Origin of the sequence: Jiangella sp. DSM 45060, from assembly GCF_900105175.1 — a bacterium.
Taxonomy (GTDB): domain Bacteria; phylum Actinomycetota; class Actinomycetes; order Jiangellales; family Jiangellaceae; genus Jiangella.
This window is the reverse complement of record NZ_LT629771.1, coordinates 2,687,227-2,703,764: the sequence shown is the minus strand read 5'-3', so window position 1 is coordinate 2,703,764 and position 16,538 is coordinate 2,687,227. Positions and strand designations below refer to the sequence as shown.

15 protein-coding genes are annotated in these 16,538 nt (G+C 73.7%); 4 read left to right on the top strand and 11 right to left on the bottom strand.

Translation table 11 applies throughout. From position 1 onward, the window contains the following. Positions 1 to 99: 99 nt before the first annotated feature. The gene (locus BLU82_RS12180) at positions 100 to 777 is read right to left on the bottom strand and encodes an HAD family phosphatase (RefSeq protein ID WP_197682897.1); all 678 of its coding nucleotides are present in this window, start codon (positions 775 to 777) and stop codon (positions 100 to 102) included. A 130-nt stretch (positions 778 to 907) separates the two neighbouring features. Between BLU82_RS12180 and BLU82_RS12175 the strand changes: the two genes are divergently transcribed. Continuing rightward, positions 908 to 1,216: a hypothetical protein gene (locus BLU82_RS12175; protein ID WP_092620284.1), complete on the top strand. Its 309-nt coding sequence runs from the start codon at positions 908 to 910 to the stop codon at positions 1,214 to 1,216. A gap of 12 nt (positions 1,217 to 1,228) precedes the next feature. Here BLU82_RS12175 and metH read toward each other — a convergent pair whose 3' ends face one another. Beyond that, the gene (metH, locus tag BLU82_RS12170; protein ID WP_092620281.1) at positions 1,229 to 4,705 is read right to left on the bottom strand and encodes a methionine synthase; all 3,477 of its coding nucleotides are present in this window, start codon (positions 4,703 to 4,705) and stop codon (positions 1,229 to 1,231) included. A 168-nt stretch (positions 4,706 to 4,873) separates the two neighbouring features. On the opposite strand from metH, the gene BLU82_RS12165 reads away from it, so the two are divergent. Then, the gene (locus tag BLU82_RS12165) at positions 4,874 to 5,713 is read left to right on the top strand and encodes a PAC2 family protein (protein WP_092620278.1); all 840 of its coding nucleotides are present in this window, start codon (positions 4,874 to 4,876) and stop codon (positions 5,711 to 5,713) included. A 1-nt stretch (position 5,714) separates the two neighbouring features. On the opposite strand, the gene BLU82_RS12160 is transcribed toward BLU82_RS12165, so the two are convergent. The 5 genes from BLU82_RS12160 to BLU82_RS12140 are packed head-to-tail and all read right to left on the bottom strand — an operon-like array spanning position 5,715 to position 9,459. Beyond that, positions 5,715 to 6,152 carry a GNAT family N-acetyltransferase gene (locus BLU82_RS12160; RefSeq protein ID WP_092620275.1) on the bottom strand — a complete coding sequence of 146 codons (438 nt, stop codon included), beginning with the start codon at positions 6,150 to 6,152 and terminating at the stop codon, positions 5,715 to 5,717. 4 nt (positions 6,153 to 6,156) lie between these two features. Next, the gene (gene mshC / locus BLU82_RS12155) at positions 6,157 to 7,359 is read right to left on the bottom strand and encodes a cysteine--1-D-myo-inosityl 2-amino-2-deoxy-alpha-D-glucopyranoside ligase (protein WP_092620272.1); all 1,203 of its coding nucleotides are present in this window, start codon (positions 7,357 to 7,359) and stop codon (positions 6,157 to 6,159) included. Positions 7,360 to 7,379: 20 nt separating this feature from the next. Continuing rightward, the gene (locus tag BLU82_RS12150) at positions 7,380 to 8,189 is read right to left on the bottom strand and encodes an SCO1664 family protein (protein WP_092620269.1); all 810 of its coding nucleotides are present in this window, start codon (positions 8,187 to 8,189) and stop codon (positions 7,380 to 7,382) included. 4 nt (positions 8,190 to 8,193) lie between these two features. Next, complete coding sequence (locus BLU82_RS12145) at positions 8,194 to 8,754, bottom strand: DUF3090 domain-containing protein (protein WP_092620266.1); 561 nt, start codon at positions 8,752 to 8,754, stop codon at positions 8,194 to 8,196. A gap of 9 nt (positions 8,755 to 8,763) precedes the next feature. Next, on the bottom strand, positions 8,764 to 9,459 hold the full coding sequence (locus BLU82_RS12140; protein ID WP_092620263.1) for an MSMEG_4193 family putative phosphomutase: 696 nt from the start codon (positions 9,457 to 9,459) through the stop codon (positions 8,764 to 8,766). Between the two features lie 187 nt (positions 9,460 to 9,646). On the opposite strand from BLU82_RS12140, the gene BLU82_RS12135 reads away from it, so the two are divergent. Next, positions 9,647 to 10,975, top strand: coding sequence for a peptidoglycan DD-metalloendopeptidase family protein (locus BLU82_RS12135; RefSeq protein WP_092620260.1), 1,329 nt, complete (start codon positions 9,647 to 9,649; stop codon positions 10,973 to 10,975). Between the two features lie 306 nt (positions 10,976 to 11,281). On the opposite strand, the gene BLU82_RS12130 is transcribed toward BLU82_RS12135, so the two are convergent. Together BLU82_RS12130 and BLU82_RS12125 are read right to left on the bottom strand one after the other, a co-directional pair. Continuing rightward, positions 11,282 to 12,133, bottom strand: coding sequence for an undecaprenyl-diphosphate phosphatase (locus tag BLU82_RS12130; RefSeq protein ID WP_092620257.1), 852 nt, complete (start codon positions 12,131 to 12,133; stop codon positions 11,282 to 11,284). A 25-nt stretch (positions 12,134 to 12,158) separates the two neighbouring features. Further along, positions 12,159 to 13,208: an LLM class F420-dependent oxidoreductase gene (locus tag BLU82_RS12125; protein WP_092620254.1), complete on the bottom strand. Its 1,050-nt coding sequence runs from the start codon at positions 13,206 to 13,208 to the stop codon at positions 12,159 to 12,161. Positions 13,209 to 13,295: 87 nt separating this feature from the next. Between BLU82_RS12125 and BLU82_RS12120 the strand changes: the two genes are divergently transcribed. Then, entirely contained in the window at positions 13,296 to 14,267 is a 972-nt protein-coding gene (locus BLU82_RS12120) for an aldo/keto reductase (RefSeq protein WP_092620251.1), read from the top strand. Here the strand turns inward: BLU82_RS12120 and BLU82_RS12115 are convergent. Continuing rightward, complete coding sequence (locus BLU82_RS12115; protein WP_092620248.1) at positions 14,252 to 15,721, bottom strand: MFS transporter; 1,470 nt, start codon at positions 15,719 to 15,721, stop codon at positions 14,252 to 14,254. The genes BLU82_RS12120 and BLU82_RS12115 overlap by 16 nt on opposite strands. Positions 15,722 to 15,888: 167 nt before the next feature. Beyond that, positions 15,889 to 16,491: a hypothetical protein gene (locus BLU82_RS12110; RefSeq protein ID WP_092620245.1), complete on the bottom strand. Its 603-nt coding sequence runs from the start codon at positions 16,489 to 16,491 to the stop codon at positions 15,889 to 15,891. Positions 16,492 to 16,538: the final 47 nt, after the last annotated feature.

The following is a 16,538-nucleotide window of genomic DNA, read 5'->3' as shown; positions in this document are numbered from 1 at the left end:
CTTCGTGTGGGTGTGATGGACAGTCACTGAGTTGTCAGGAAGACATCGCGATTTCGCAACATTCCTTCGAAATAAACCATGCGAAATCGCAGTGTGACATTACACCGGATCAAGCCTCGTCTCCTCGAACAAGGCGAGCAGGTCAGCGGCCCGCACGCCGTCGAGGGAGTCGATGACGACGAGGCCCGGCTCGGGCACCGCCGCGACGGCGTTCGGCACCGACAGCACCATCGCTCCGGCCGCCAGCCCGGCGGCCGCGCCGCGCGGCGAGTCCTCGACGACGACGCACCCGGCGGGGTCGACGCCGAGCTCGCGCGCCGCCGTCAGGTACGGCTCGGGGTGCGGCTTGCCGTTGGTGACCTCGTCGCCGGTGACGACCGAGCCGAACAGCCCGCCGGGCAGCTGGGAGACGACCGCCTCGGCCAGGCTCCGGTACGACATGGTCACCAGGGCCTGCGGCACGCCGAGCGTCCGCAGTTCGGTGAGCAGCTCGAACACGCCCGGCTGCCAGGTGACGCCCTGGCGGACGCCGGCCAGCACCTCGCCGAGCATGTGCTCGACGATCTGCGCCGGCGTCATCGGGATGGTGCCGGCGTCGCGGATGTAGGCGGCCGCTTCCAGCAGGTCGCTGCCGACCAGGGCCAGGCTGTCGGCGTGGGTCCAGGCGCCGCCGTGACGGCGCACCAGCGCCTCCTCGGCGCTCATCCACAGCGGTTCGGTGTCGACGATGGTGCCGTCCATGTCCCACAGGACGGTGGCAGGCAGAGGCGAAGTCACGTACTCCATGGTCCCATGCCCCGATCCGCGCGCTTCGCTTGACTGGCGGCGGCAGGGCGGGAAACGTGGGCGGGGCACGAAGCACCGAAGACCGGGCGCCGAGCACGCGCCCCACCGGAGGTTCATCGTCATGCTCACACTCACCCAGAACGCCGCCGCGGTCATCCGCAACATCGAGGCTCGCGACGACATGCCCACCGGGACCGGCATGCGCATCGCGGCCAATCCCGACGGCGGCCTCGACCTCGAGCTGCGGCCGTCGCCGGAGCTGGGCGACCAGATCCTCGACGACGCCGGCGCGCTGCTGTTCCTCGACGAGGGCGCGGCCGCCATGCTCGACGACAAGGCGCTCGACGCCTCGGTCGACCCCGAGGGCTCGGTGCGGTTCGCCGTCACCGAGCAGACCGGCCGGCCCGAGGACAACGGCATGCCGCACTGACGGCGCCGGCCGTCAGGTCGCGTTGAAGTACTTCGCCTCGGGGTGGTGCACGACCAGCGCGTCGGTCGACTGCTCGGGGTGCAGCTGCAGCTCCTCGGAGAGGTTCACCCCGATCCGCTCGGGCCGCAGCAGCCTGACCAGCTTGACGCGGTCGCCGAGGTCGGGGCAGGCCGGGTAGCCGAAGGAGTAGCGCGAGCCGCGGTACTCCTGTTTGAGGATGCCGCCCAGCTCGGCGTCGTCCTCGGCGCCGAAGCCCAGCTCGCCGCGGACCCGAGCGTGCCAGTACTCCGCCAGCCCCTCGGTGAGCTGCACCGACAGCCCGTGCAGTTCGAGGTAGTCGCGGTAGGAGTTGCCGGCGAACAGCTTCGCCGTCGCCTCGGCCACGCCTGAGCCCATGGTCACCAGCTGGAACGCGACGACGTCGACGTCGCCGGACTCGCGGGGCCGGAAGAAGTCGGCCAGGCAGAGGCGGCGGTCGCGGCGCTGGCGCGGGAACGAGAACCGCTCCAGCTCCTTGCGGTGGTCCTCGGGATCGAGGACGACGAGGTCGCGGCCCTCGGAGACGGCCGGGAAGTAGCCGTACACGACGGCCGCCTCCAGGATGCTCTCGGTGTGCAGGCGGTCCAGCCACATGCGCAGCCGCGGCCGGCCCTCGGTCTCGACCAGCTCCTCGTACGACGCGCCGCCGCGGGCGCCCTTGAGCCCCCACTGGCCCATGAACGTGGCCCGCTCGTCGAGGTAGGCGGCGTAGTCGGCGAGGTGCAGGCCGCGCACCACCCGGGTGCCCCAGAACGGCGGCACGGGCACGGCGTTGTCGGTGGCGACGTCGGAGCGGACGTCGTCGCCGTCGTCCTCGTCGCGTACGACGGCGGTGCGGGCGACCCGGCGCTTGCGCAGCGCGGGCAGGACGTCGGCCAGCTGCTTGTCCGGGTCGGTGCGGACGCTGGCGACCGCGTCCATCAGCCGCAGCCCCTCGAACGCGTCGCGGGCGTAGCGGACCTCTCCCGCGTACAGCTCGGCGAGGTCGTCCTCGACGAACGCCCGCGTCAGCGCCGCGCCGCCGAGGATGACCGGCCAGCGCGCCGACAGCCCGCGCTGGTTGATCTCCTCGAGGTTCTCCTTCATCACGACCGTGCTCTTCACCAGCAGGCCGGACATGCCGATGACGTCGGCGTCGTGCTCCTCGGCGGCGTCGAGGATCGCGTTGATCGGCTGCTTGATGCCGAGGTTCACGACCGAGTAGCCGTTGTTCGACAGGATGATGTCGACGAGGTTCTTGCCGATGTCGTGGACGTCGCCCTTCACCGTCGCCAGCACGATGGTGCCCTTGGTGCCGTTCTCGCCCTCGACCCGTTCCATGTGCGGCTCGAGATGCGCCACGGCGGCCTTCATGACCTCGGCGCTCTGCAGCACGAACGGCAGCTGCATCTGGCCGCTGCCGAACAGCTCGCCGACGGTGCGCATGCCGCTGAGCAGCGTCTCGTTGACGATGTCGAGCGCCGGCTTCTGCTCGAGCGCTTCGTCGAGGTCGTCCTCCAGGCCCTTGCGCTCGCCGTCGACGATGCGCCGCTCCAGCCGCTCGAACAGCGGCAGCCCGGCCAGCGCGGCCGCGCGGTCCTCCGTGGCGGACGTGACGCCCTCGAACAGCTCCAGGAACCGGGTGAGCGGGTCGTACTCGGGCGTGCGGCGGTCGTACACGAGGTCGAGCGCGACCTGGTACTGCTCCTCCGGGATGCGCGACACCGGCAGGATGCGGGCGGAGTGGACGATGGCGGAGTCGAGACCGGCGCTGACGCACTCGGCGAGGAAGACGGAGTTCAGCACGGCGCGCGCGGCCGGGTTGAGGCCGAACGAGACGTTCGAGACGCCGAGCGTCGTCTGCACCGCCGGGTGGCGCCGCTTCAGCTCGCGGATCGCCTCGATGGTCTCGACGCCGTCGCGGCGGGTCTCCTCCTGGCCGGTGGCGATCGGGAACGTGAGGGTGTCGACGACGATGTCCTCGACGCGCATGCCCCACTCGCCGGTGAGCTGGCCGATCAGCCGCTCGGCGACGCGGACCTTCCAGTCCGCCGTCCGGGCCTGGCCCTCCTCGTCGATGGTCAGCGCGACGACCGCGGCGCCGTGCTCCTGGACGATCGGCATCAGCTTGCGGATGCGCGACGTGGGGCCGTCGCCGTCCTCGTAGTTGACCGAGTTGACGACGCTGCGCCCGCCCAGGCACTCGAGGCCGGCCTCGATGACGGCCGGCTCGGTGGAGTCGAGCACCAGCGGCAGCGTGCTGGCGGTGGCCAGCCGGGCGGCCAGCTGGCGCATGTCGGCCGTGCCGTCGCGCCCGACGTAGTCGACGCAGAGGTCCAGCAGGTGCGAGCCGTCGCGGGTCTGCGCGCGGGCGATCTCGACGCAGTCGTCCAGGCGGCCGGCCAGCATCGCCTCGCGGAACGCCTTGGAGCCGTTGGCGTTGGTGCGCTCGCCGATGGCGAGGTAGGAGGTGTCCTGGCGGAACGGGACGTGCTGGTAGAGGCTGGCGGCGCCGGCCTCGTCGCTGGGGGTGCGCGGCGTGAGCTCGCGGCCGCCGACCCGCTCGACCACCTGGCGCAGGTGCTCCGGCGTCGTGCCGCAACAGCCGCCGACCAGCGCGAGGCCGTACTCGGCGGTGAACAGGTCGTGTGCGTCGGCCAGCTGCTGCGGCGTCAGCGGGTAGTGCGCGCCGTCGGCCGTCAGCTCCGGCAGGCCGGCGTTGGGCATGCAGGCCAGGCCGGTGTTCGCGTAGCGGGCGAGGTGGCGCAGGTGCTCGCTCATCTCGGCCGGGCCGGTGGCGCAGTTGAGGCCGATGTGGTCGACGCCGAGCGGGGCGAGCGCCGTCAGGGCGGCCCCGATCTCCGAGCCCAGCAGCATGGTGCCGGTGGTCTCGACGGTGACGTTGACCATCAGGGCGACGTGCTCGGCGCCGGCCGCCGCCATGGCCCGGCGGGCGCCGATGATCGCGGCCTTCGCCTGCAGCAGGTCCTGCGCCGTCTCGACGAGCACCGCGTCGACGCCACCGGCCAGCATGCCCTCGACCTGCGTGCGGTAGGCGTCGCGGAGCGTGGCGAAGTCGACGTGCCCGAGCGACGGCAGCTTGGTGCCCGGGCCGACGCTGCCCAGCACCCAGCGCGGGCGGTCGGCCGTCGACCAGTCGTCGGCGACCTCACGGGCCAGCCGGGCGCCGGCCTCGGCCAGCTCGTGGATCCGCCCGGAGATCCCGTACTCCCCCAGGTTCGCCCAGTTGGCGCCGAACGTGTTCGTCTCGACCGCGTCGACGCCGACGGCGAAGTAGGCGTCGTGGACGCCGCGGACGACGTCGGGCCGGGTGACGTTGAGGATCTCGTTGCAGCCCTCATGGCCCTCGAAGTCGTCCAGCGTCAGGTCGGCCGCCTGCAACATGGTCCCCATGGCGCCGTCGGCCACCACGACGCGCCGGGACAGAGCTTCCCTCAGACTCCCCCGCATCCCGCCAGACTAGAGCCGTCCGACCTGCTCACAAGGAATCGTCCGGCATGCGGACGATTCGTCTCTGATTCTGGGACGAGACTCCGCGCGCCTTTCGCGCCCGGGAGCCGTAGTGTTGGTCGGAAGGACGACGGGGTTGTGACCCTTCCAGGCAGGGAGACGAGCGCGATGGAGAACGACGGAGCGCGGCAGCTGCGCAATCCTGTCCTGATCGCCGCATTCGAGGGGTGGAACGACGCCGGAGAGGCCGCGACGGCCGGGATCGAGCACCTCGAGCAGGTCTGGAACGCCGGCGCGGTGGCGTCGCTCGACCCCGACGAGTACTACGACTTCCAGGTCAACCGCCCGATGGTCAGCGTCGACGACGACGGCAAGCGCAGCATCGAGTGGCCCACCACCCGGCTGTCGGTGGTGAGCATCGAGGAGCACGGCCGCGACATCGTGCTGCTGCGCGGCATCGAGCCGAACATGCGGTGGCGGGCGTTCTGCGCCGAGCTGCTGTCCGTCGCCACCGACCTCGGCTGCGAGCAGGTCGTCACGCTCGGCGCGCTGCTGGCCGACGTCCCGCACACCCGGCCGGTGCCCGTCACCGTCTCGGCCACCGATTCCGGCCAGGCCGAGTCGCTCGGGCTCGAGCAGTCCCGCTACGAGGGCCCCACGGGCATCGTCGGCGTGTTCCAGGACGCCGCCGCGCGGGCCGGGCTCGACGCCGTGTCGCTGTGGGCGGCGGTCCCCCACTACGTCGCCCAGTCGCCGTGCCCGAAGGCCACCATGGTGCTGCTGCAGCGGGTCGAGGACCTCCTCGGCCTGCCGATCCCCATGGGCGACCTCGCCGAGCAGGCCGAGGCCTGGCAGCACGGCGTCGACGAACTGGCCGAGGAAGACTCCGACGTCGCCGAGTACGTCCGCCGCCTGGAGGAGGCCCGCGACACCGTCGACCTCCCCGAGGCGTCCGGCGAGCACATCGCCCGCGAGTTCGAGCGCTACCTCCGCCGCCGCGACAGCTGAGCTACGGCAGGTCGCGCAGGAACCGCGACGACGCGCCGGCCTGGTCGGCGTAGCCGCGGCCGCGGTAGAACGCGTGCGCCTCCGTGCGGCGGTCCGAGCTGGTGACCTCCATGCGGACGCAGCCGTGGTCGGCCGCGAACGACTCCGCCTCGGCCACCAGCCGCGCGCCCACGCCGCGGCCGCGGGCGTCGCCGGCCACGACGAGCGCGGTGATGCGGGCCCACGCGCCGTCGCGCTCGAAGAACGGGCAGACGTGCACCGCGACGACGCCCAGCACCTCGCCGCCGTCGTCGGCCACGTAGGCGGCGCTGGACGGGTCGCGCGTCCACGACCGCAGCCGGTCGGCCGTGGCGGCGGTGCCGTCCTGCGGGTAGCCGAGTTGGTCCAGCAGTCCGGCGACGGCGGCCGCGTCGGTGCCGCGGACGGGGCGGATCAGCACCGGCTCAGAGGGAGACGCCGAGGAGGGCGTCGGTGGCGGCGGCGACGACGGCGGGCGCGGCGGGATCGGTGCCGGGCGTCGTCGTCCACCGGTCGACGGCGGCCAGCGCGCCGGGCGCGTCGAGGTCGTCGGCGAGGCGCTCGCGGACGGCGGCCAGCACCGGCTCGGCGGGCGCGCCGACGCCGGCGGCCACCGCCGTGCGCCAGCGGGCCAGCCGCTCCTGGGCCTGCGTCAGCACGGACGCCGACCACTCGCGGTCGGCGCGGTAGTGGCCGGACAGCAGCGCCAGCCGCACGGCGGCCGGCTCGACGCCGTCGGCGCGCAGCCGGTGGACGAACACCAGGTTGCCCAGCGACTTCGACATCTTCTCGCCGTCGAGGCCGACCATGCCGGCGTGCGCGTAGTGCGACGCGAACGCGCCGGCGACGACCTGGGAGTGCGACGCGGACATCTCGTGGTGCGGGAAGACGAGGTCGCTGCCGCCGCCCTGGACGTCGAACGGGACGCCGAGGTACTCCATGGCGATGGCCGCGCACTCGACGTGCCAGCCGGGCCGCCCGGGGCCGAACGGGCTGTCCCACGACGGCTCGCCCGGCCGCGCCTTCAGCCACACCAGCGGGTCGAGCGGGTCCTTCTTGCCGGGACGGTCGGGGTCGCCGCCGCGCTCGGCGAACAGCGCGCGCATGTCGGCCTCCGGCAGCCGCGACACCGCGCCGAACGCGGGGTCGGTGCGCACCGAGAAGTAGAGGTCGCCGTCGAGCTCGTACACCGACGGCTCCATGCGCTTGATCAGCCGGATGATCAGCGGGATGGACTCGACGGCGCCGACGTACGACGACGGCGGCAGCACCCGCAGCCAGGCCATGTCCTCGGTGAACAGCCGGGTCTCGGTGTCGGCCAGCTCGCGCCAGTCCTGGCCGGTCTCGTCGGCCCGCTCGAGCAGCGGGTCGTCGACGTCGGTGATGTTCTGGACGTAGCGGACGTCGTGGCCGGCGTCGCGCCAGACCCGGTTGAGCAGGTCGAACGCGAGGTACGTGGCGGCGTGCCCCAGGTGCGTGGCGTCGTAGGGGGTGATGCCGCAGACGTACATGGTGGCCACCGGCCCCGGTTGCGGCGGCCGCACGATTCCCGTCGCGGTGTCGTACAGACGGACGGGCAGGCCGCGCCCGGGCAGGGCGGGCACGTGGGGGGCAGGCCAGGCTCGCATGATCTGCTCAGCCTAGATGTTCAGAAGACCGGCCACGGCACCGGCATCCGCCCCTCGGGACTGGGCAACGTCCCGCGGGCGAGCAACGCGTCGATGCGGTCGGCCGTCGCCGCGACCTCCTCGTCCGTCAGCAGCTCGCCCAGCGTGGCGCCCAGCGCACCGCCGGCCAGCGCCCGCAGCCGCTCGAGCTCGGACCGCTCGGCGCCGGTGAGCGCGGACCCGGCCCAGCCCCACAGGACCGTGCGCAGCTTCGGGTCGACGTTGAAGCAGACGCCGTGGTCGACGCCGACGACCTCGGCGACCGACGGCGCGACGGAGCGGTCGCCGGCCAGGACGTGCCCGCCCTTGCGGTCGGCGTTGTTGACGACGGCGTCGAAGACGGCCAGCCGGCGCAGCCCGGGGTCGTCGGCGTGCACCAGCAGGACGGGCGTGCCGTCGCCGTCGACCGCCTCGAGGATCGGCAGCCACCCGCCGGCCGGCGGCGCCGACGCGGGAACGACGTCGACCCGGCCCGCCCCCAGCTCGGCCTCGCCCTGGTCCATCCATGCCTGGCACATGCCGGCGCCGAACGGCCCGTCCGGGCGCAGCACCGTCGGCGGCACCACGTGCCAGCCGGCCGCCGCGGACAGCTCGTACGCGGCCGCCTCGCGCGCGGCCAGCGTGCCGTCGGGGAAGTCCCACAGCGGCTGCTCGCCGCTGACCGGCTTGTACACGCACCGCACCGACGCGTCACCGTGGGTGACGCGCCCGAGCAGGGTGAGGTTGGACGCGACGACGAGCCTGCCCTCGACGGTCAGCTCGCCCTCACGGAGCAGGCTCAGCAGGTCCACGCGGTCAGTCCCGCCGCCGGTAGCCGTTCTGCCGGGGGCACACGTGCCCGGCGGGGTCGAGTGGCAGGCTGCACAGCGGGCACGGCGGGCGCCCGGCGGCGACGACGGCCTGCGCCCGCTTGACGAACGCCCGGGCGGCCGGGCCGGTCAGCCGCACGACCATGACGTCGCGGTCGGACTCGTCGGGGTCGTCCGGCGGCTCGGTGTCGTCGTCGACGGCGGCGTACGCGGCCATGACGATCTGCTCGTCGTCGGTATCCCAGCGCAGCGTCATGGCGCCGACGCGGAACTCCTCGACGATCGGCTGCTCGAGCGGCTCGAGATCGTCGAGCTCGGCCGGCGCGACGGCGGGGACGGTCGTCATGCCGCCGGCCCGGCGCAGGATCTCGTCGAGCATGTCGTCGACCCGCTCGGCGAGCACCGACACCTGCTCCTTCTCGAGCAGGACGCTGATCAGCTTGGTGGCGTCGCGGGCCTGGAGGAAGAACGAACGCTCGCCGGGACGCCCGACGGTTCCGGCGATGAAGCGTTCGGGTTGGTCGAATCGGTACACCTGCACGGCCACCCGGAAAGCCTATCTCGCGTCGCCCGCTCCCCCGCCGACGGCGGCGTCGACGCGGGTGGCGCGCCGGCGCCGCCGGGCCGGCGACCGGAGGAAGCCGAGGTCGCCGCCGGTGTCGTTGACGCGCAGCACGAACGGCCGCCGCTCGGTGAACGAGACCACTGACACCGAGCAGGGGTCGACGACCAGCCGCTGGAAGTGGTCGAGGTGCGTGCCCAGCGCGTCGGCCAGCACCGCCTTGATGACGTCGGCGTGGGAGACGGCGAACCACACCGCGCCGGGCCCGTGCTCGGCGCCCAGCTCGGCGTCGCGGCGGCGGACGGCGTCGACGGCGCGCTGCTGCATGCCGCGCAGCGACTCGCCGCCGGGGAAGACCACGCCGGACGGGTGCTCCTGGACCACCTTCCACAGCTTCTCGCGGCGCAGGTCGGTGAGCGAGCGGCCGGTCCAGTCGCCGTAGTGGCACTCCGTCAGGCCGTCGTCGGTGACGACGTCGCGGCCGCCGGCGATGGCCGTCGCCGTCTGCACGCACCGCTCCAGCGGGCTGCTGACGACCACCGCCGGGCGCACCGCCTCGAGCCGCGCCGCGAGCGCCGCCGCGCCCTCGCGGCCGGCGTCGTCGAGGCCCACACCCGGTGTGCGCCCGGCCAGCACGCCCGCGACGTTGGCGGTGGTGCGGCCGTGGCGTATCAGGACGACTGTGGGCATGTGGGAAGCCTACGAGGAGTACCGATCACATGAACATCTGCCCAGGGGGTCGCGCGCGTCACCGAAATGGGTTATCAAGTCTTCAGACACATGTCTTCGTCGCCGGGACCGTTCGGCCCATCCGGGCCACACGCGCCGTGGCACGGGAGGGGACACGACGCGGATGCGGTTCCTCAGACGTCGCCACGTGGCGGCCATCGCGGCCACCGCGGGTCTCGCGCTGGCCGCCGCCACGGCGCCCGCCGCCGCCACGCCCGTCGCGCCTCCCCCGGCCACCCAGCCGCCGGTGCACCCGCCCACCGACGGCGCGCCCGAAGACGTCCCGCCCGACGAGCTGCCGCCGGGCACCGTCGCGCCGCCGCCGGTCGAGGCCCCGCCCACGCCGGGCGATCCCGAGTCCGCGTACGCGCAGGGGCTGGAGGGCGCCCAGACGGTCGCCGTCGCCGAGGCGCAGCGGCTGCTCGCCCAGGTGATGACCGACCTCAGCTCCGCGCAGGAGGTGTTCGCCTCAGCCTCCGCGGCCGCCGACGACGCCCGCGCCAACGACGTCCACGCCCAGCAGCAACTGAAGATCGCCACCGAGTCGGTGGCCCGCACCCAGCGCGAGATCGACGACCTCGACGCCCGCGCGGCGGCCACCCGCAACACCATCGGCACCATCGCCCGCGAGGCGTACCAGGGCAACAACCTCGCCGCCATGGGCGTCGTCCTCGGCGCCGAGACGCCCGACGACCTCGCGTCGCGCTACATGGGCATGCGCACGCTCCTGCGCACCGCCGACGGCGCGCTCGGCGAGATGGCGAACACGCAGGCCGAGCTCTCCAACGCGCACGCCCGCCTCGAGGGCCAGCGGCTGCAGCTCGAGACCGTGGCCGGCCAGGCCAGCCAGTCGCTCGCCGCGCTGGAGACGGCCGAGGCGGAGGCGCTCGCGGCCCGCCAGGTCGTCGACAGCACGCAGACGCTGGTCGAGGGCGCCGTGCAGGCGGCGGCCGACGCCCGGCTCGAGGACTACCAGCGCTACATGGAGCTGCTGCAGCAGTCCACCGAGGTCGGCGAGCTGCTGGCGGCGGCCAACTACGGTCCCGGCTACGGCACCGGCACCTTCACGCGGCCGGCCACCGGGCCGACGACGTCGGAGTACGGCCAGCGGCTGCACCCCATCCTCGGCTACGTGAAAATGCACACCGGCCTCGACTTCGGCCGCGGCGACGGCCGCATCTACGCCGCCGACGCCGGCACCGTCATCGAGGCGCAGTGGAACAACGCCTACGGCAACATGGTGATCCTCGACCACGGCATCGTGAACGGCCAGCGGCTCACCACCATGTACGCGCACCAGTCCGACCTCATGGTGGTGCCCGGCCAGCGGGTCGAGAAGGGCCAGTACATCGGCAACATCGGCTCCACCGGCTACTCCACCGGGCCGCATCTGCACTTCGAGGTCCGCCTCGACGGCCAGCACACCGACCCTTGGCCCTGGGTGGCCAGCGCCCCGCTGCCCGGCGGCACGTCCTGACCCGGCCGGTCCGGCGCCTGCCGGGAGTACTGTTCCGGCGCGGTGACGTCAGCGCCAACCGTTGGCGCTCGTGTCACTCGCCGCACACCACCACCCCAGGGGCGGCGGAGGGCGTCAGGACGGCGGACGAGGGCGAGGCGCGGTGCGGCGGGCCCGGGCCGATCGGCCCGGCGCCGGCGCGCACGGCGCGCATCCGGCCCGGCGCCTGCCGCGAGTACTGTTCCGGCGCGGTGACGTCAGCGCCAACCGTTGGCGCTCGTGTCACCCCGCCGCACACCACCACCCCGGGGACCGAAAGCGCCGCGCCTACGAGCTCCACGTCCCGGTGGCCAGCATCGCGAACGTGAACAGCCCCAGCGCGACGCGGTAGATGATGAACGGCGCGAAGGACCGCCTCTCCAGCCACGACATCAGCCAGGCGATGACGGCGAAGCCGACGGCGAACGCCACGATGGTGGCGAGGATCGTCGGGCCGGCGCCGTAGACCGACCCCTCCTCCATCGCGCCCGGCCACTCGAAGATGCCCGAGCCGAGCACCGCCGGGATGGCCAGCAGGAACGCGAACCGGGCCGCCGCCGCGCGGTCGAGGCCGAGGAACAGCCCCATGCTGATCGACGCGCCGGACCGGGACACGCCCGGGACCAGGGCCATCGCCTGGGCGAAGCCGATGAGGACGGCGTCCTTGTAGGTGAGGTCGGCGATGGTGCGTTCCTTGCGGCCGACGCGGTCGGCGATGCCGAGGATCACGCCGAGCACGACCAGCGTCGTCGCGATGATCCAGAGCGAGCGGAAGTCGTCGCGGATGACGTCCTGCAGCAGGTAGCCGAGCGCGCCGATCGGGATGGTCCCGATGATCACGAACCAGCCCAGCCGGGCGTCCTGCGGGTCGTACGACGCGCGCCGGCGGCGGCCCCGCGACGCCTCGCGCCCGCCCGCGAGCGACCGGAACCACGCGCTGACGATGCGGCCGATGTCGCGGGCGAAGTAGAGGATGACGGCGGTCTCGGTGCCGATCTGCGTGACGGCGGTGAACGCTGCGCCGGGGTCCTCCCAGCCGAACAGCTCCGGATAGATGCGCAGGTGCGCGCTGGACGAGATGGGCAGGAACTCGGTCAGCCCCTGTAGCACGCCCAGCACGACGGCCTGGAACCACTCCATGTGTTGCGTCGACTCCCTCTGGTGGTCAGGATGCCAGGCCGGCGGCGTCGAGCGCCTCGGCGACGGTGCGCAGCGCGGCCAGGCGCGCCTCCAGCGGGCCGGCGTGCGCCGCGACGGACAGCGTGGTGACGCCCGACTCGGCGTACGCGTGCAGGCGGTCGCGGATGCGCTCGGGCGGGCCGATCAGCGCCGTCCGGTCGACGAACTCCAGCGGGACGGCGGCCGCGGCCTCGCGGTGCAAGCGGTCGAGGAACAGGTCCTGGACGGTGCGCGCGGCGTCGCCGAAGCCCATGCGCACGGCCAGGGCATTGTAGAAGTTCTGCGTCCGGCTGCCCATGCCGCCGAGGTACAGCGCCGAGTAGGCGCGCACCGGCGCGGCGCACGCCTCCAGGTCGTCGCCGACGGACACCGGGACGGTCGGCACGACGTCGAAGCCGTCCATCGTCCGCCCCGCCGCCGACCGCCCGGCCCGGATGAGCTCCAGCGACTCGCCGGCGTGCTCGGGCGCATAGAAGACGCCCAGCCAGCCGTCGGCGATCTCGCCGGTCAGTTCCAGGTTCCGCGGCCCGATCGAGGCCAGGTACACGGGGATCGACGGCCGGACGGGGTGCACCGTCAGCTGCAGCGCCTTGCCCGGCCCGTCCGGGAGCGGCAGCCGCCAGTGCTCGCCGTCGTGGGCCAGCCGCTGCCGCGACAGCGCGAGCCGCACGATCTCGACGTACTCGCGGGTGCGGGCCAGCGGGTGGTCGAAGCGGACGCCGTGCCAGCCCTCGGAGACCTGCGGGCCGGAGACGCCGAGGCCGAGCCGGAACCGCCCGCCGGACAGGCTGTCGAGCGTGGCCGCCGTCATCGCCGTCGTGGCCGGGGTGCGGGCCGGGATCTGCATGACGGCGCTGCCGACGTCGATGCGCTCGGTCTGCGCGGCCACCCAGGCGAGCACCGTCGGCGCGTCGGACCCGTACGCCTCGGCCGCCCACACCACGGCGTAGCCGAGCTCGTCGGCCGCCCTGGCCAGTGCCAGGTTCTGCGCGTTGTCGCCGCCGCCCCAGTAGCCCAGGTTCAGCCCGAGCCGCATCCGTCACCTCCCGCGAGACACTTCGGGCGACTCTACCCGTCGGTGCGGCGCGGCCCGAGCCGACGCCGCACCCGGTAGCCTCACGGCGTGGAACAGCGACGACTCGGGGGAAGCGGGCTGTCCGTCTCGCGGCTGGGGCTCGGCACCATGACGTGGGGACGCGACACCGACCAGCACGACGCGCGGGAGCAGCTGAAGGCGTTCGCCGACGCCGGCGGCACGCTGGTCGACACCGCGGCGGCGTACGGCAACGGCGAGAGCGAGAAGCTCATCGGCGCGCTGCTCGACAGCGCGGTGTCGCGGGCGAACCTGCTGATCGCGACGAAGGCCGGCGGCGGGCGGCCGGGCGGCCCGGGGCGCGTGGACGTGTCGCGGCGGGCGCTGCTCGACCAGCTGGACGACTCCCTCGACCGCCTCGACCTCGACTACGTCGACCTCTGGCAGGTCGCCGCGTGGAGCGACGCCGCGCCGATGGAGGAGACGCTGGGCGCGCTGGAGCACGCCGTCACGTCCGGGCGAGCCCGCTACGCCGGTGTGTCCAACTACGCCGGCTGGCAGACCGCGGCCGCCGCCGTCCATCAGCGCGCCGTCGCCGGCTCCCAGGCGCCGCTGGTGTCGACGCAGGTCGAGTACTCGCTGCTGGAGCGCGGCATCGAGCGCGAGGTGCTGCCGGCGGCGGCGCGGCTCGGGCTCGGCGTGCTGGCGTGGTCGCCGCTGGGCCGCGGCGTGCTGACCGGCAAGTACCGCAGCGGCACCCCGGCCGACTCCCGCGCCGCCACCACGCACTTCGCGCCGTTCGTCGACAAGTACCTCGACGCCCGCTCGGCCAAGATCGTCGACGCCGTCTGCACCGCCGCCGACGGCCTCGACGCGCTGCCGCTGGAGGTCGCGCTGACGTGGGTGCGCGACCGGCCCGGCGTGGCCGCGGCCATCGTCGGGGCGCGCACGGCCGGACAGCTGCGCGACGTCCTCGGGTCCGACGACCTCGAGCTGCCGGCCGAGATCCGGGCCGCGCTGGACGAGGTGTCGGCGCTGGAGCTGGGCTATCCCGAGGCCTGATCGGCTTCCAGATGCGGGCAGGTCACGGAGGCGTGCCGGCGGGCCAGCGGCTGCACCGGCCGCGCCGCCCGGCGGGGCAGCCCGAGCCAGCCGGCCACCCCGCCGGCGAGGAACAGGCCGGCGCAGATCAGCATGCCGGCGCCGTAGCCCTGGTCCAGCCCGTCCGGGTTCTCCGTCGCGTCGGCCGGCAGCCCGGCCAGCAGCGGCAGCGCCGCGACGACGAGCAGGCCGGCCACCCGGGCCACGCCGTTGTTGACGGCGCTGGCGACACCCGCGCTGCGGTCCGGGACGGCGCTGAGCACGGCGGACGTGACCGGCGGGGTGATCAGCGGCACCCCGATGCCGACCAGGACGATGACGGGCAGCACGTCGGCCAGGTAGCCGGCGCCGGCCTCGATCCGGGTCGACAGCACCAGCGCGGCGGCGCAGACCAGCGAGCCGGCCAGCAGCGGCGTCCGGGCGCCGAGGCGGGTGGTCAGCTCGCCGCCGTACGGTGACAGCAGCAGTGTCAGCACCGGCAGCGGCAGCAGCGCCAGGCCCGCCGTCCACGCCGAGAACCCGGCGGTCACCTGCAGCTGGATCGGCAGCAGGAAGAACGCGCCGGCCAGCGCGCCATACACCAGGAAGCTGGCCAGGTTCGCGGCGCTGAACTGACGCGACGCGAACAGGCTCAGCGGCAGCATCGGCGCCGGGCTACGCCGCTCGACCAGCAGGAACGCGGCGAACACGGCCGACGCGGCCAGCCCGATCACCAGCGCCGGCCCGCCCGCCGCCGTCTGCGTCAGCGCGTACGTCAGCCCGGCCAGCGCCGTCACCGCGAGCACCCCGCCCGCGACGTCGAAGCGCGGCGGCCGGCCCGGGACGCGGCTCTCCGGCACGCGGGTCACCAGCAGCACCGCGAGCAGCACCGCCAGCGGCACGTTCACGAAGAACACCCACCGCCACCCCGCGGCGTCGACGAGGGCGCCGCCGACCAGCGGGCCCGCCGCGCCGGCCACGCCGCTCGTCCCGGCCCACCAGCCGATCGCCCGGTTGCGGTCGTCCGGGTGGAAGGCGTTCTGCACCAGCGCGAGCGACCCGGGGACGATCAGCGCCCCGCCGACGCCCTGCAACCCGCGCGCCACGATCAGCACGTCCGCCGTCGGCGCCAGCCCGCACAGCAGCGACGCGGCGCCGAACCAGGCCACGCCCACCAGGTAGGCGCGGCGCCGTCCGAACCGGTCGCCCAGGCTGCCGCCCACCAGGATGAGCGCCGACAGCGTCAGCGTGAACGCGTTGACGGTCCACTGCAGCTGTGCCATCGAGGCGCCGAGGTCCGCGCCGAGCGACGGCAGCGCGATCGTCACCACCGTCGACTCCAGCAGCACCAGCCCGGAGCCGGCCGCCGTCACCAGCAGCACCCAGCGGCCGGCCGGCTCGGACAGCCGCACCGGGGCGTCGGACGGGTTCGTCATGGGCAGTCCTCGTGCCGGCGGCCGCCCGAGGAGCCGGCGAGCGCCCCCACTCGGCGCGGCTCCCCCGGACGGCCGGTTCCTCAGTACTCCGGTCCGCGACCGTGTACTACCCCGCCATTGAGCGCCCCACCGGCTTCAGATCGGTGTCACTGCCGCGTCATCGCAGCTCAGTCATCTGTGTGGATGATCTCGTCGACACGGTAGACGAGGAGGTCCTCGTCGGCGACGCCGAACGGGTCGCTGGTGAGGGTCTGCTCGTCCGCCTCGCCCAGCGCCTGCACCCACACCGTGCCGCCGCGCGGCAGCAGCCCGGCCTCCTCGGCCCGCTCGTCCAGGCCGTCGACGCCGTAGGCATGCAGCATCTGGTAGAGCGCGCGGCCCGGGTGCGACACGTCGGCCACGGCGGACTCCTCGGGGTCCTGCGGGTACAGCTCGCCGTACGCCTCACGCCCCGCGCCGATCAGCCGGTCGCCGTCGTCGATCTCGTAGTCGCGGCGGACCAGCACGCCGACCACGCCCGGCTCGGACTCGAGATCCTCGAACTCGATGCTCGGCGGCTCTTCCGGGAACTCCCACGGAGTGACCTCCTCGGTGGCGTCGTAGAGGAGGTCGTCGTAGCGGTCGGCGGCGATCCGCAGCTTGTTGTAGGCGGCCTGGACCACCGGGTCCGATTCACCGGTGCGGGCCAGGCAGGCGTTGAGGTGGGCTTCCAGAGCATCGGTGAGGTCGTCGAGCGCGGCCTGCAGGCGCTCGGCGTCGTGCGGCGGCATGGTCACAGTCGACGACCGTACCCGGTCCGGCCGTGGCAAGATACGTA

What these genes read in the sequence shown, in the direction of transcription:
- BLU82_RS12175 (WP_092620284.1), top strand. Translation starts at nt 908, where the DNA reads ATGCTCACACTCACCCAGAACGCCGCCGCGGTCATCCGCAACATCGAG.
- metH (WP_092620281.1), bottom strand. Translation starts at nt 4,705, where the DNA reads ATGCGGGGGAGTCTGAGGGAAGCTCTGTCCCGGCGCGTCGTGGTGGCC.
- BLU82_RS12165 (WP_092620278.1), top strand. Translation starts at nt 4,874, where the DNA reads ATGGAGAACGACGGAGCGCGGCAGCTGCGCAATCCTGTCCTGATCGCC.
- mshC (WP_092620272.1), bottom strand. Translation starts at nt 7,359, where the DNA reads ATGCGAGCCTGGCCTGCCCCCCACGTGCCCGCCCTGCCCGGGCGCGGC.
- BLU82_RS12140 (WP_092620263.1), bottom strand. Translation starts at nt 9,459, where the DNA reads ATGCCCACAGTCGTCCTGATACGCCACGGCCGCACCACCGCCAACGTC.
- BLU82_RS12130 (WP_092620257.1), bottom strand. Translation starts at nt 12,133, where the DNA reads ATGGAGTGGTTCCAGGCCGTCGTGCTGGGCGTGCTACAGGGGCTGACC.
- BLU82_RS12125 (WP_092620254.1), bottom strand. Translation starts at nt 13,208, where the DNA reads ATGCGGCTCGGGCTGAACCTGGGCTACTGGGGCGGCGGCGACAACGCG.
- BLU82_RS12115 (WP_092620248.1), bottom strand. Translation starts at nt 15,721, where the DNA reads ATGACGAACCCGTCCGACGCCCCGGTGCGGCTGTCCGAGCCGGCCGGC.
- BLU82_RS12110 (WP_092620245.1), bottom strand. Translation starts at nt 16,491, where the DNA reads ATGCCGCCGCACGACGCCGAGCGCCTGCAGGCCGCGCTCGACGACCTC.